Source organism: Brevibacillus borstelensis (assembly GCF_003710865.1).
Classification (GTDB): Bacteria; Bacillota; Bacilli; order Brevibacillales; family Brevibacillaceae; genus Brevibacillus; species Brevibacillus borstelensis.
In genome coordinates this window covers 17896-31455 of the sequence record NZ_RHHO01000039.1, presented here as the reverse complement: position 1 = coordinate 31455, position 13560 = coordinate 17896, and the positions used below count along the sequence as shown (strand labels likewise).

The window sequence follows — 13560 nt, the reverse complement described above, 5'->3', positions numbered from 1 at the left end:
GTACGTTTCTTCCGATTCATCAATCCTACATGAAACGAAGGTGAAACCTCTCATGATGGAGAAAAAGCGGACAAGCCTGTTCATGCTCATCTTAGTCGCTGCTCTGGTTCTGTTGACCGGATTGACTGGTTGCGGAAGCAGCTCTGTCCAGCCGGGTCAGCAGGTCCAGGGGAATGGCGCTCCCTCGTCGGGAAATGAAACTGCCAAAGCGGGCGGAGACAGCCAGGCAGGATTGTCCAAATCGCTCAACCTCTTTATCTGGTCGGAGTACATCCCGCCAAGTGTTCTGGAGGCATTTGAAAAAGAGTACGGCGTAAAGGTGAATATCAGTACCTACTCCTCGAACGAGGAAATGTTCGCCAAACTGTCTGTCAATTCTTCGGGCTATGATCTTGCCGTCGCGAGCGACTACATGGTAGACTTGATGCGCAAACAGCAATTGATGGAAAAGTTGGACTACTCCAGCATCAGCAACATCAAAAACGTCGGTCCGGAGTTTTTGAAACGCTCCTCTGATCCCGAGGGGGCTTTCTCTGTGCCGTACATGTGGGGAAATGTCGTGATTGCGGTCAATGCGGACAAGGTTTCCATCCCCATTTCCGGTTACCGGGATCTGCTTAACCCAAAGTTGAAGGGATCGCTGGTCGTACTCGATGACGCCCGCTCGATGATCGGCATCGCCAATCAAATGCAGGGCAAGTCACTGAATGAGACGGACCCCGCCGTACTGGAAAAATCGAAAGAGCTGCTCAGCCAATTGATGCCCAACGTAAAGGCTTTTGACAGCGACAGCCCGAAGACGCTGCTCGTATCCGGCGAGGTGGCGGCCGGCATCGTCTACGGTGCCGAGGCTTCGCTAGCCCGTCAGGAAAATCCGGCGATCAAAACGATACTGCCCCAGGAAGGCATGGAGCTTTGGCAGGATAATTTCGTCATTCCCAAGGGCAGTCCAAACAAAAAAACGGCAGAGACATTCATCAACTTCATTCTTCGCCCGGACATCAGCGCCGAAATCTCCAAACATTACCCGTATGCGAATCCGAACCTGGCCGCCCACGAGCTGATCGACAAGGCCGTTTTGGAAGACCCCGCCGTCTATCCGCCGAAGGAGGACTTGGCAAAAGGGGAATACATGGTGGACATCGGGGATGCCGCCAAGCAGTATGACCGGATTTGGCCGGAAATTAAACTTGAGTAAAAAGGTGGATGACGCGTGAAACGGACAACCTGTTTTCTGGCAAGCCTGCTGCTGCTCGGTTCCCTGGGCAGCTATGGCGCAAATGCTGCACCTCTGCCTGCGGACAAGCAGGCCGATCTGATTTTGCAAAATGGAGCCGTTTACACGGTGGACAAAAACCGCAACTGGGCGGAAGCCGTCGCGGTCAAAGACGGGCGCATCCTTTTTGTCGGAACCGATGCCGATGCGAAAAAATATGCCGGCCCCAAGACCGAAGTCGTCGATTTGAAAGGCAAAATGGTGCTGCCCGGCTTCTTCGACAGTCACACCCACGCCAGCGAAACGGTCAAGCAAATTCATTCTGTCGATCTGTACGGCAAGCAATCGGTGGATGAATATTTGCAGGCCGTGCGCGAATTCGCCAAAAAGCATCCCGATGCCAAAGTCATTACCGGTATGGGCTGGAGCAACCCGCTGATCCCGGGCAAAGGGCCGAGCAAAAAAATGCTCGATGATGTCATTTCGGACATTCCCGTCGTGCTCACTTCGGAAGACGTTCACTCTGTATGGGCAAATTCAAAAGCACTCGAGCTCGCCGGCATTACCAAGGATACGAAAAATCCCGAGGGCGGCGTAATCGAACGGGATGACGCCACGGGCGAACCATGGGGGACGCTCCGCGAAAAAGCCGTTGATCTGATCGCTGACGTGGTTCCCGAATTTACTGTCGACCAGTATATGGATGGCATCCTGGCCTATCAGGAAATGGCAGCAGAACGCGGTGTCACGACAGCCCACGAGCCAATGATCGGCGGTCCCAACGTTCTGGCCGCCTACAAAAAAGCCGAGGAAAACAACAAGCTGACCATGCGTTTCCGCAATTCCTTCCTGGCTGATCCCGGAAAAGGGCCGGAACAGCTCCAGGAGTTCATTAAGGAACGGGAGAAAAACAAAGGACCGCTCTACCAGACAAACAGTGTCAAAATCTTTATGGATGGCGTAATCGAAGGCAGCACAGGTTATTTGTCCGAGCCTTACGAACATATTGATTCACATGGCGAGCTTGTCTGGAGGCCGGACAGCTACAAGCAAATGGCAGCGGCCATCGACAAATCAGGCTTTCAGGTTCATGTTCACTCCATCGGAGATGCGGCCACTTCGATTGCGCTGGACGGACTGGAAGCGGTGCAAAAAAGCAACGGCAAACGCGACTCCCGCCATCTCATCACCCATCTCCAGCTTGTCAAGCCGGAGGATATCAGCCGCTTCAAGGCTCTGGGAGTGATCGGAGTTCCTCAGCCGTTCTGGTTCTTTAAAGAACCGGGCTATTACGAAGACATCCAGGTACCGTACCTCGGTCAGGAACGGGCTGACCGCGAATACCCGATGAAGAGCTTTATTGCCGCCGGGGTACACATGGCCTCCTCGAGCGACTATCCGGTGACGCAGGAGTTCTCTCCCCTGGATGGCATCGAGCGCGGCGTCACTCGGGCGGAGCACGGTTCTACCGATCCCGGCGACATTCTCTGGCCGGAGGAGAGAGCCACGCTGGCTGACATGATCGCCAGCTTTACGATCGAAGGAGCGTATGCCAATTTCCTCGAAAACGAGACTGGCTCCATCGAGATCGGCAAAAAGGCCGACCTGGTCGTCCTGGAGAAAAATCTGTTTGAGATCCCGGCGACCCAGATCAATGAGACAAAGGTTCTGCTCACCTTATTTGAAGGCAAGCCGGTTTATCGCGACAGCTCATTTGGACCGGCAGGCAAATAGCGTTTGATAAACAAGAAGCATGTTTTCCTCAGGCAGCCGACCGGGAGCGCTCTGCAAAATTCTTTCCTGAGCAGAGCTTGGCGGCTTGGTGGAAAGCATGCTTCTTTTCGTTTCACCTTCGCAGTCTGTTTGTCATTCTAACAACTTTTTAACCGTCACAGCCTGTTCGTTATCCCAACTCGATCTATAAACCGCTCTTCCTCTTACATCCACATTTCCGGCAAGAGGTACCCGGAAGCTACCCACCTCGTCGGTCCTCCGAGAACGATGTCTCTGACCAGATTGTTTTCAAGGCGCAAGGAAACCCTAAGCTCTCCTCCCCTGGTCAAGACTGTTACCGGCGACGCGACCAGACCGAGCAACGACGACGTGATTGCGCTGGCCGTCGCACCCGAGCCGCAGGCGAGCGTCTCTCGCTCTACTCCCCTCTCATACGTCCGGATCTTGAGCTTGTTTTCGTCAGCTATTTGCACAAAGTTCACATTGACGCCGTCAGGAAAGATCGAGTGATCGTACCGGATCGCTTTTCCCCAGGCTGATACCTGCTCGTCACTCATCTCTTCTGTATCCGCGACAAACCAGACCGTATGCGGCACACCGACCACGGCAAAATGGTATTGACGAGCTCCATCCATGGCTTCATAACGGCGATTCAGGAAAAAGTCAGCCCTGTCCATTGCCGGAAAGTACACGTCTACCCATCGACCTTCCACAAGAGAATGATACAGGCCGTCTTTGGCAGCAAACCGCATCGCTGCAGGCGCAATCCCTTTTTCAAAGGCGTAACGGGCAATACATCTGGCCCCGTTCCCGCACATTTCCCCTTCGCTGCCATCTGCGTTGAAGTAACGCATGGAAAAATCGGCAACGTCGGACTTCTCCACCCACATGCATCCGTCAGCTCCCAATGCCGTTTCCCGATTGCACAGCCGACGGGCGATTGCTCCGAGCTCCTTGCCCTCCCATTCTTCCTGCCGATTGTCCATAATCAAAAAGTCGTTGCCGCAGCCATGCATCTTCGCAAAAGGGATGCACCTTTTCATGATCTCAATGGAATTTCCGGGATTCATGCTTTGTTCATCCACCCTTTGCCCTCGAGGATGCGAGAAACGAGCATGCTGGCGGCAGTATCCCCGGTAGCGTTCACCATCGTCGCAGGGGGATCGACCAGCGTTCCGATCATCGCGACGATCGGCAGTGCTTCCGGCGGAAAAGCGTACATCGTAACGATCAGCATTTCCCCGATAAAGCCGCCGCCCGGGACGCCAGACATGACCACACCGCTCAGAACAGCGATGACAATGGCTGTCACGTATGTCTCAAACCCGTGAAACGGCATTTGAAACAAGCCAAACAGAAATGAAATTTTCAGAATGGCGCTCAGACAGGAACCATCCATATGGGCAGTGGCTCCGAGCGGGATGACGATCTCGCGGATGTCCTTTGGCACACCGAGCCGGGCCGTCGCTTCCAGATTGACTGGAATGGTCGCTACGCTGCTCGATGTCGCAAGCGAAGTGACGGCAGGAGAGACGGCTGCCCGCCAAAACTTTCCCGGACCTCCCCTGCCTGCTGCCATATACGCATACAACGTGAAGAACAGGAAGAAATACAAAATTGCAATCGGATAGTACACCGACATCGCCCGGGCGTACGAACCTAACAGCTCCGGGCCGAATACCCCGACGAGCGTGGCAAAGTAGGCACCCAGCCCAATCGGAGCATAGTACATCAGCAGCTTGATCAGCTTGATCATTACCTCGGACAAAAGAGAGAGGCCGTCTGCTACCCTCCTCCCTTTTTCTCCGGTAAGACTTACCGCAAGGCCGAACAAGATCGAAAAGACAATGAGTGCCAGCATGTTTTTCCGCGACAGCAGATCGCTAAAATTGGGCACGGTAAAGGCGTTTACGAACTGCTCTCCCGTTTGCAGCCGCTTCAGCTCGTCCGGTGCTTTGAGTTCGATTTGAACACCATCAGCCGGCGGAACAAGCGAAACTCCGACGATCATCAGCACAGATGAAACGATACCCGTAGCGACAAAGACTGCCAGCATCACGCCCAGGATTTTTCCCAGCCGCTTCAAGTTTGCGATGCTGGCTACCGCGCTGCTGATGTTGACAAAGACCAGCGGCACGACAATGGTGAACATCAGATTGATAAAAATGTCGCCAAACGGTTTGAGCACATCTGCCTTCGGTCCGGCCACCCACCCTATCATGCCGCCGATGAGGATCGCAACCAACAAAAGGATGGGATACCGATACGCTTCCCATGCCCGGCTTTTCCCGGATTCCCCCATTATTTTCACCCCTTTTTGGACTTGTGTGGAGTTGTCTACTTAAATATATGGAGGAACGCTCGATACATTTCTGAAAATTCACTAAAATAATGCCTGTTGGTTCAAAGTACGAGAACAGGGGAAAGTGTGGCACTATCACCCGCTTTAAGACTTGAAGCTTCTCCACTGACAAAAAAACTTCTCTCGAATGGAGACATTTTTCCATTCGAGAGAAGCTGATTACTCGCCGAGCGGCCGCGGATTGTAGCTGGAGCCGGTCCAGTCGGTCAACTCGCTGATCGCCTTCCATAACACCGGATAAAACTCGTGTCGGACCCCCTTCTGCAGCGCTTGGGCCGGTATCCCCTTGAGGCTGTTTGTCTCCAGGCCGATCATCCGGCGCACTAGCTGCAGATGCTGATAGCGAAAGCTTTGGAAGCCCTCGTCAAACTGGATCAGCTCCTGCATCAGCTGATACAAGGCGAGATGTGCCGTGGGCTCTTTGTGCACGTCGAGAGGAGACAGTCCCTTTTCGCCCAGGAGCTTTTCAAATGGCTCCCAAAGGGTCGGGCCAAACTGGAGGATCTGATTGAACCCCGGCGAATCCTGTCCGCTGCCCCTCCCGAGCGCGAGCCGTATGGTATGGTAATCCAACGGACTGATCACTTTGACCATCGTAAATACTTCCGGCAGATGCTTCATGTGGAGATTGACGCGGTGCAGATGTTCCTTTGCCTTGTCAGGCTCCCCTGCGACCATCGCCGATTTGGCCATTTGCAGATATTGCATGACGAGTTTGAAATGCAGCTCCGCGATCTGATGAATCACCTGAAAGGTCAGTTCATCCGCGCACGCCAACTCATCCTCACGCTTTTGCAACCCGAGCAGTTCCTCTGTCCGAATGTATTTCTCGTAATCCGACAGCTCTCTGGTCAACGGCTTTTCCTCCCCTTTTTCAAGTAACAGCGAGCAGCATGGCCGAAAGCATCCGGCTCCGGATGTCTTATTCATTTCCCTGTGCTAAACGGCGCAATACGGCACGAACAGGACTTCCGTCCGCCTGGACGAGCGGCAGCGGCAGGGCTATCAGCTCGTACTGTCCCGGCTCTACATGATCCAGCAGCAGCCCCTCCAAAATGTGAATATGGCAGGCGTGCAGACTGTGATGAGCCGGCAGCTCCTTGCTGTCCAGCGGATCGACCGACGGGACGTCGACACCGATCAGGCGAATGCCCTGCTCCGCTAAAAAAGGAGCCAGATCAGAGCGGAGATAACAGATATCAGAAGGAAAACGCCCAGGATCGGGCCACGAGCCGGTACGGAGCAAAAGCCGTTCCACCCCTGTCAGATCGATACCGTCCAGATCGGCGGCTCCGACGCTCTGTTTCCCGGACACATCCAGAACTATAGCCGGACCGATGTAAATCTCGATCGGCAAATCAAGAATTTTATTCCCGTCATCGTCAAAGTGATAAGGAGCGTCTACATGTGTACCCGTATGCAGGCTCATCGTCAGCTTGCCTACATTGACAGAGCCGCTCTCGGATTTCGGCCAGCTCACCTCGTAGTGAAACGGCGTATCGCCAGGCCATGTAGGGGCACCGGGCGCGAGCGGACGCGATATGTCAATCCAGTTCATATTCCTGGCAGCTCCTCTCCTGCGTTTCCGGCAGATTTATTGTGCTTCAAGCGACCACGCCGCGTTTGTTCTCGTAACGTTCATACGTCCGCTCCTCCATAATCCGCTTCAGGATTTGGACGGCACGCCATACATCATGGTATGAGGTATACAGGGCTACTGGTGCCAGGCGTATCACGTTTGGCGCCCGAAAATCCGGAATCACCCCGCTATCTTTCAAAGCCTTGCAGATGCGGGCCGCTTCCGGATGCTCCAGGCTGACATGTCCCCCTCTCCTCGCATCCTCTCGCGGATTTCCGATGACAAAGCCGTGATCCGCAAGCTCCTCATCAAGCAGATCCATCAAATAGGCAGTCTGCTGCAAGGACTTCTGGCGAATCTGGTCTATTCCCGCCTCCTCGAACATGGACAGCGCTCCGAATAAGGGGGCCATGCTCAAAATATGCGGCGTCCCGATCTGGTACGCTCCAGCCGTCTGCGCGGGCGAAAAGCTCAGCTCCATATCAAACTGTTTCTCTTTGTCCGATCCGAACCAGCCGGCCAGTCCTGGCAACCGCCCGAAGTGCTTCCGGTTTACGTACAGCGCGCCAACACTGCCAGGCCCGCCATTGAGGTACTTGTAGTTGCACCAGTAGGCAAAGTCGACATCCCATTCGCTGAATCGATGCGGAATCGCACCGACCGAATGACAGCCGTCAAAGCCGATCATGATTCCCCGCTTGTGCGCTTCCTCCGTCAATCGCGGGATATCGAGGAGCTGTCCGCTTCGATACAAAACAGTGGGGAGGACGATCAGGGCGATCTCTTCAGTCATGCAAGCGATGATGTCGTCCTCCTCCAGAAAGCGGCCATCGCGGCTGGCTGCCAAGACCAGATGCTCATGCGGATCGAGTCCACGCAGCCTGATCTGGCTTTGCAAGGCATAAATATCCGAGGGAAAGGTAAGCTCATCGGCGAGAATTTTGGTCCGTTTCCCCTCAGGCTGATAAAAGGTGGACGCCAACTGGTGGAGATTGACCGTTGTGGAACCGCTTGCAATCACTTCATCGGGATCCGCTCCGACAAGCGGCGCCAGACAAGCCCCCAGCCTCTCCGCCTGGTAAAACCACGGTCGCTCCCCTTGTGTCCACCCATCAATCCCCATCCGTTTCCAATCGTTCAGCGAGTCCATGAGGGTACGCTCGGCCCTTTTTGACAACATCCCAAGCGAGTTTCCATCCAGGTAGACAATACCTTGCGGAAGGTAGTACTCTTCGCGAAAAGGACCCAGAGCATCGCGATTGTCCTGCTCCAGAGCAAATTCTTCCGTGGGCGAAAACGCAGATTCCTTCAAGGGAAAACCTCCTTCGTATCGGTTGTTAGCACAAGATTACAGAAAAGTTGACATAGTGTCAATATTTTGAATTAGTTTGCTTTGGAGTCCGCCTCTCTTCCTTTTTCCCTTATTTCCCTGTATTCTAGTTGGTAAAGGAGGGCGGTGCTGTGGAAGAGACAAAGAGCGTAACGGATGGACGCCATTTGCGTTCGCTGCACACCCGGCACAAGCTGTTGGAAGCAGCCAAAGAAGTATTTCCCGAGGAAGGCTTCCACAAAGCGACGATCTCCCAGATCATCAAGCGGGCAAAAACAGGATACGGTACCGCCTATGTCCACTTTACAGGCAAGGATGACCTCCTGATCGTTTTGATGGAAGATGTCATGACGGCATTCTACAGTATTGCAGAGCTTCCCTTTACACCCGCTTCCCGCGCCGAAGCTGAAGAGCTTATTCTGTACCAGACGACTGCCTTTTTACGAATGGCTGAGTCTGAGCGCAAGATGCTGCAGGTATTTGGAGAGGCGATTGGCGTCTCGGCCTCTGCTTCGCAAAAATGGGCCGAGATCCGCGAGCGCTTCATCAACAGAATTGCCCAGGACATCGCCTATTCCCAGCAGAACGGCTTGGCACGGACCGGACTTGATCCGGAGCTGGTCGCACGCGGCTGGTTTTACTCGCATGAAATGTACCTCTGGGAAATCGTTCGGGGAGAACATCAAGCTCAACTGGACGAGATCGCGAAAACATTGGCAGCCATCTATACGGGTGGATTGTATTCATAAGCAGCAAAAAAGAGACTTGCAGCCCGCTTGTTGACGGACAAGTCTCTTTTTTCCGGCATTTGTACAATTTCATTCCTTTTCACGGAATTTCGGTTTCCACTTGGGGGTTCTTCATGAAAATGAAAAAAAAGCGATCTACCCGCGTTTTATTGCTGTTGTCGCTGCTTGTTCTACTGACGGTGTCTCACGCAGCCTACAGCATTTGGTCCTTTGCCTCCGTCCGCTATTGGGGAAAGACAGATGCGGCCATCGTCCTCGGAGCAGCCGTCTGGGATTCGCAGCCTTCCCCGGTGTTTCGGGAACGGATCGACCACGCTATCTGGCTGTACCAGAACGGGTATGTCCAAGGAATCCTGTTTACAGGCGGCAAAAGCGCAGACAGCGCCGAAGCCGAATCCGAGGTGGCTCGCGATTACGCCATCAAGCATGGGGTGCACCCTGCCGATATTTTGGTGGAAAACCGCTCTACTATTACGGAAGAAAACCTTTCATTCGCACTCGAGGTTGCCCGTACCGCAAACTGGCGCAGCTTTACGATTGTCAGCGATCCGCTGCACATGAAACGCTCTCTGGCCATGGCCCACGACCTGGGGATGGAGGCATACTCCTCGCCGACGCCCACCTCAGCCTATCAAAGCCTGAAGACAAAAGCTCCTTTTTTTCTTCGCGAGCTGTTCTATTACCTCGGCTATCAAGCCAGCAAGCCGCTCAGGTGGCTGGGCCTTTACCGATAGCGCCCCCATTTTCGCACTGCCCGGTAAATGAAAGGGGAGATCCATGTATATATGCAGAAAGGGACGTAGACCATGGCGAGGACTCCCGCAGCCCCCTCCCAGTCTAGCTTGCCGAAAAGAAAAACGGCCCCGATAAAACAAATCCACCAGACGACCGGCCCGCCCGTTTTCTGCATCAAGCGATTCGGGAAAAAGACCGGATGGATGATCTCGTCGATTTCTTCGATCGCATACAAGAGCGGTTCATTGCCGGGATCCAGCAAATAGGCCTGCCGGTAACACTCCCGGGCTTCCCGATAATTTCCCCGATCCAGTGCGGCCAGCCCCATTTTCAGCAGCTTGTCAACATCACTTCCGGCGATTTCGTTGTATTTTCGGATCGTTTCCTGCTGGGCTTCGACCTCATCGTACGCCCGCAAAAAATGGTAATGGTAGTGCAGGACGACTTCGCTTTCCGGGTCGACTCGCATCGCTTCAGCCATCAACAGCTTCGCCTTTTCCTCGTAACCGGTGACCAGCATCAAATACCCGTATTGGGCGAGCAAATCGCCGTCCTGCGGATTTTTGGCAAGGCCGGCCAAAAAAAATTCTTCCGCCTCAGCGTAAGCGCCCTTTGCCTTGCAAATAATACCAAGCAGCGAGTATACCTCTTCCCCGAAGTAGCCGACGCGCAAAGCTTCGCGGGCAAACGTCTCGGCTTCGTCCAGCTGGTCCAGCTTGAAAGAGCAATAGGCTACGAAGAACAGCAGCTGACCGTCCTCCTGACTGGTTGCCAAAAACGGCATGAATTTTTCTTTTGCCTGTTCATAGCGCCCCATGTGGTACAAATGCATGGCTTCCTGCCAGGCTACGTTATTGTCATCCCTGATCAAATACATCGTGAATCCCCTTCCCCATCGTCACCAGCCAACTGTCGAATACGATTCCGGCCACCACGGCAAGCAGTCCCCACCAAAAAATCGGCTGATCCTCACCGATGATGACGGAATGCAGCTTGTAGCGCTTTCGTTGGGCGTATCGATAGACAACTGCCAGGGCGACGCCCATGATCCGTGACAGAAGCGCTACGCTGTCGGCTCCCGTCCAGGCGACGTAAGCGAGCTTCAATCCGCAAAGAAGCAAGCTGGTTCCAAGCAGCATCGCGATCATCTTCTTGCTGCACCGCAGCCATATCGCATTTCTCGTACCCAAAATCATGACCGGCAGCACGCCGCCGAAAAAGCCGAGATAAAAAAAACGATCAATGTCGTAAGATTTGGTTACACGTATCTCTCCATTCGCCAAAGAAGGCTGTAAAAGCTCCCGGTTCAACAAACTGTCATCTCCAATCCCGATAATGCAAACACCATTAATCTTACTAGCATACCAAGCATTGTCAAGAATTGACAAACAAAAAGTGCCCGGTTTCCTACTGCGAAACTTTGGGCACTTTTTTCCGTTCCCCCTGGCTGATCTCGGCTCCTACTTCAAAGGAAATCCCTGCTTCCTTAAAAAGTCGCCAAGATGCGGACGCCTTGGTTTTTGCAAATAATCGGCCATCTGTTTGGTCCAGCCTTCCGCATGATCTTTCCTTGTTCTGCGGGCATAATATTCGGCGGAAACCGCTTCGTACTCCTCCAGCGCTTCCGGCAAATGCTCCGTCCGGTATTCCTCTTCATGGATGACCGCACGCTTGGGCAGTCTTGGCTTTTGCTCCACGTCTTGATCGGGATAGCCCAGGCACATGCCCATGATCGGAGCGGTTAGCACAGGAAGCTTAAGCAGGCGGGCGACATCCTCCGGCTGATTGCGTATTCCGCCGATCATTACTCCGCCCAGACCGTGAGAACGAGCGGCGACTAGCGCGTTTTCCGCTGCCAATGCCGTATCTACGGCGGCCACCAGCATATTTTCCACCTCGTCAGCCAAAAATTCGCTTCCGTGCATGTCGCTCGCCAGCTTCAACTTGTAGAAATCAGCGCAAAACACAAGAAAGACGGGACATGTCTCCACCCATTTCTGTCCCCCGCATAGCTGGGCCAGCTGTTTTTTCTTTTCCGCTGAACGCACGACGACAATGCTGTAGGCTTGAACGTTGTGCGAGGAAGGAGCCCACTGGGCGCTTGCCAAAATATCCGCAAGCACGTCGTCCGGGATCGGTCTGTCCGTGTACTTGCGGATGGAGCGGTGCGATTGGATCAACCTGGTTACATCTGTCTGCATCGTATGCCTCCTGTCGGTAACTGAACGAATATTTGATCAAGCTTATTCTTCCTTATGGTTTGCCGATTCGGTTTTTCCCCCGTAAGCCTGATACCACTATTATAGCTTGTCTGCCCCTCTTTCGTCTGAACAGCAAAAAGCTGCGGGAAAATCCGCAGCTTTTTGCACAAGCGTGATGATCTGTTGTCCCTCTGCTTCGTGCTACACGCGATCAGGAAGAAAAAAAGGTTCTGGGCGATTTGCGCCAGTCGGCGAGAATGGATTCCTGATCAGCAGTGATAACTCCGTTCTCTTTGGCAGCTTCCAGCAATGCCGTATAGTTGGACAAGGTGCTTGCCTCAATGCCGGCTTCCGCGAACAGCCCCGAAGCGTCGGGGAATTGGTAGCTGAAGATCGCGATCACGCCAAGCACTTCGGCTCCTTCCTCCGCTACAGCCTGGGCCGCCTTCAGCGAGCTTCCGCCTGTCGAGATCAAGTCTTCGATGACGACTACTTTTTGGCCTTTGTGGAGGGCGCCTTCAATTTGATTTTGACGCCCGTGGCCTTTTGCCTTGTCACGAACATAGATCATCGGCAGATCGAGAATTTCCGCCACCCAAGCCGCATGCGGAATGCCAGCTGTCGCCGTGCCCGCGATCACTTCCGCTTGCGGGTACTTTTCGCGGATCGCTTTCGCAAATGCTTGCGCGATCTGGCGGCGAACAGTCGGGTAGGACATCGTGATCCGGTTGTCGCAATAAATCGGAGACTTGATCCCCGACGTCCAGGTGAACGGTTGATCCGGCCGCAGATGCACGGCCCCGATCTCCAGCAATTTGCCCGCGATTTCCTTGGCAGTAGTTTTTGTATTTGTCATCATTGCTTTTCCTCCCCCATGCGCGCTAGATGCGTGCCGCTTCTGCCTCTTGCACGATTTTTTCCCATGCTTCCGCCGGGTCCGGCGCACCCGTGATCGCCCGGCCGATGACCAGATAATCGCTGCCTAGCTGAAAAGCCTTCTCCGGTGTCGTGATACGGGTCTGGTCTCCTTTGTCCGAACCGAGCGGCCGTATCCCCGGAGTCACAGTAAGAAACGAGCTGCCCGCTGCCTGTTTGATCACGGGGACCTCCAGAGGAGAGGCAACGACCCCATCGAGGCCCGCTTGCTTCGTCATCATCGTGTAGTGTACGACTACATCCTCGACATTCCCGGGAATAGCCAGCTCCTGGTTCATCGTCGTTTTCCCCGTAGATGTCAGCATCGTGACTGCGATCAGGAGCGGGCGTGCAGCGCCCGCCGGCGTTCCTTGCTCCAGGCCTTCCCGTGCAGCGGCCATCATCTGTGTGCCGCCTGCTGCGTGGACGTTGACCATGTCTACCCCGTGGCGGGCCAGGCTTCGCATCGCTCCTTTGGCCGTGTTGGGAATGTCGTGCACCTTCAGATCGAGGAAGACTTTGAGGCCCTTCTCTTTCAGGAAGTGCACGATTGCCGGACCTTCCGCGTATGCCAGCTCCATTCCCACCTTTACATAGCGGACCCGTCCATCCAGGCGCTGCAGACATTGCTCTACTTCTTTTTTGGTGGAAAAGTCCAGCGCTACGATCATCCGCTCGCGAACATCTGTTGGTTGTGATTGCACACTACTCTCCTCTTTTCTATCCCGTTTCATTCAAG

General features: G+C 54.1%; 14 protein-coding genes. 4 read left to right on the top strand and 10 right to left on the bottom strand.

Translation table 11 applies throughout. The features are described from left to right. The first annotated feature begins 52 nt into the window (after nucleotides 1–52). Both EDM54_RS19680 and EDM54_RS19675 read left to right on the top strand, forming a co-directional pair. Nucleotides 53–1198: a polyamine ABC transporter substrate-binding protein gene (locus tag EDM54_RS19680; protein ID WP_122958679.1), complete on the top strand. Its 1146-nt coding sequence runs from the start codon at nucleotides 53–55 to the stop codon at nucleotides 1196–1198. Between the two features lie 15 nt (nucleotides 1199–1213). Then, nucleotides 1214–2950 (top strand): amidohydrolase, encoded by a 1737-nt coding sequence (locus tag EDM54_RS19675; protein ID WP_024982932.1) that lies wholly within the window; start codon nucleotides 1214–1216, stop codon nucleotides 2948–2950. A 203-nt stretch (nucleotides 2951–3153) separates the two neighbouring features. Here the strand turns inward: EDM54_RS19675 and dapF are convergent, their stop codons facing one another. The 5 genes from dapF to kynU form a co-directional block, all read right to left on the bottom strand. Continuing rightward, nucleotides 3154–4020: a diaminopimelate epimerase gene (gene dapF / locus EDM54_RS19670; protein ID WP_255320313.1), complete on the bottom strand. Its 867-nt coding sequence runs from the start codon at nucleotides 4018–4020 to the stop codon at nucleotides 3154–3156. After that, the gene (locus EDM54_RS19665; protein ID WP_122958678.1) at nucleotides 4017–5252 is read right to left on the bottom strand and encodes a dicarboxylate/amino acid:cation symporter; all 1236 of its coding nucleotides are present in this window, start codon (nucleotides 5250–5252) and stop codon (nucleotides 4017–4019) included. Before EDM54_RS19665 ends, dapF begins: the two co-directional genes overlap by 4 nt. Nucleotides 5253–5471: 219 nt before the next feature. Then, nucleotides 5472–6167 (bottom strand): tryptophan 2,3-dioxygenase family protein, encoded by a 696-nt coding sequence (locus EDM54_RS19660; RefSeq protein WP_003386180.1) that lies wholly within the window; start codon nucleotides 6165–6167, stop codon nucleotides 5472–5474. A gap of 67 nt (nucleotides 6168–6234) precedes the next feature. Further along, on the bottom strand, nucleotides 6235–6870 hold the full coding sequence (kynB, locus tag EDM54_RS19655) for an arylformamidase (RefSeq protein WP_003386182.1): 636 nt from the start codon (nucleotides 6868–6870) through the stop codon (nucleotides 6235–6237). A gap of 46 nt (nucleotides 6871–6916) precedes the next feature. Beyond that, nucleotides 6917–8203: a kynureninase gene (kynU, locus tag EDM54_RS19650; protein WP_024982935.1), complete on the bottom strand. Its 1287-nt coding sequence runs from the start codon at nucleotides 8201–8203 to the stop codon at nucleotides 6917–6919. 149 nt (nucleotides 8204–8352) lie between these two features. Between kynU and EDM54_RS19645 the strand changes: the two genes are divergently transcribed. Both EDM54_RS19645 and EDM54_RS19640 read left to right on the top strand, forming a co-directional pair. Then, complete coding sequence (locus EDM54_RS19645; RefSeq protein ID WP_122958676.1) at nucleotides 8353–8970, top strand: TetR/AcrR family transcriptional regulator; 618 nt, start codon at nucleotides 8353–8355, stop codon at nucleotides 8968–8970. Nucleotides 8971–9083: 113 nt separating this feature from the next. Further along, nucleotides 9084–9704 (top strand): YdcF family protein, encoded by a 621-nt coding sequence (locus tag EDM54_RS19640; RefSeq protein WP_003386185.1) that lies wholly within the window; start codon nucleotides 9084–9086, stop codon nucleotides 9702–9704. Here the strand turns inward: EDM54_RS19640 and EDM54_RS19635 are convergent. The 5 genes from EDM54_RS19635 to pyrF form a co-directional block, all read right to left on the bottom strand. Continuing rightward, the gene (locus EDM54_RS19635) at nucleotides 9695–10582 is read right to left on the bottom strand and encodes a tetratricopeptide repeat protein (RefSeq protein WP_122958675.1); all 888 of its coding nucleotides are present in this window, start codon (nucleotides 10580–10582) and stop codon (nucleotides 9695–9697) included. The two genes, EDM54_RS19640 and EDM54_RS19635, sit on opposite strands and share 10 nt — an antisense overlap. Next, on the bottom strand, nucleotides 10563–11015 hold the full coding sequence (locus tag EDM54_RS26245) for a hypothetical protein (protein ID WP_141334163.1): 453 nt from the start codon (nucleotides 11013–11015) through the stop codon (nucleotides 10563–10565). Before EDM54_RS26245 ends, EDM54_RS19635 begins: the two co-directional genes overlap by 20 nt. A 150-nt stretch (nucleotides 11016–11165) precedes the next feature. Further along, on the bottom strand, nucleotides 11166–11906 hold the full coding sequence (nfsA, locus tag EDM54_RS19630; protein ID WP_003386188.1) for an oxygen-insensitive NADPH nitroreductase: 741 nt from the start codon (nucleotides 11904–11906) through the stop codon (nucleotides 11166–11168). 211 nt (nucleotides 11907–12117) lie between these two features. After that, nucleotides 12118–12762, bottom strand: a complete 645-nt coding sequence (pyrE, locus tag EDM54_RS19625; protein ID WP_003386189.1) for an orotate phosphoribosyltransferase — start codon at nucleotides 12760–12762, stop codon at nucleotides 12118–12120. A gap of 25 nt (nucleotides 12763–12787) precedes the next feature. Continuing rightward, entirely contained in the window at nucleotides 12788–13555 is a 768-nt protein-coding gene (pyrF, locus tag EDM54_RS19620; RefSeq protein ID WP_051567321.1) for an orotidine-5'-phosphate decarboxylase, read from the bottom strand. Between the last annotated feature and the right edge of the window lie 5 nt (nucleotides 13556–13560).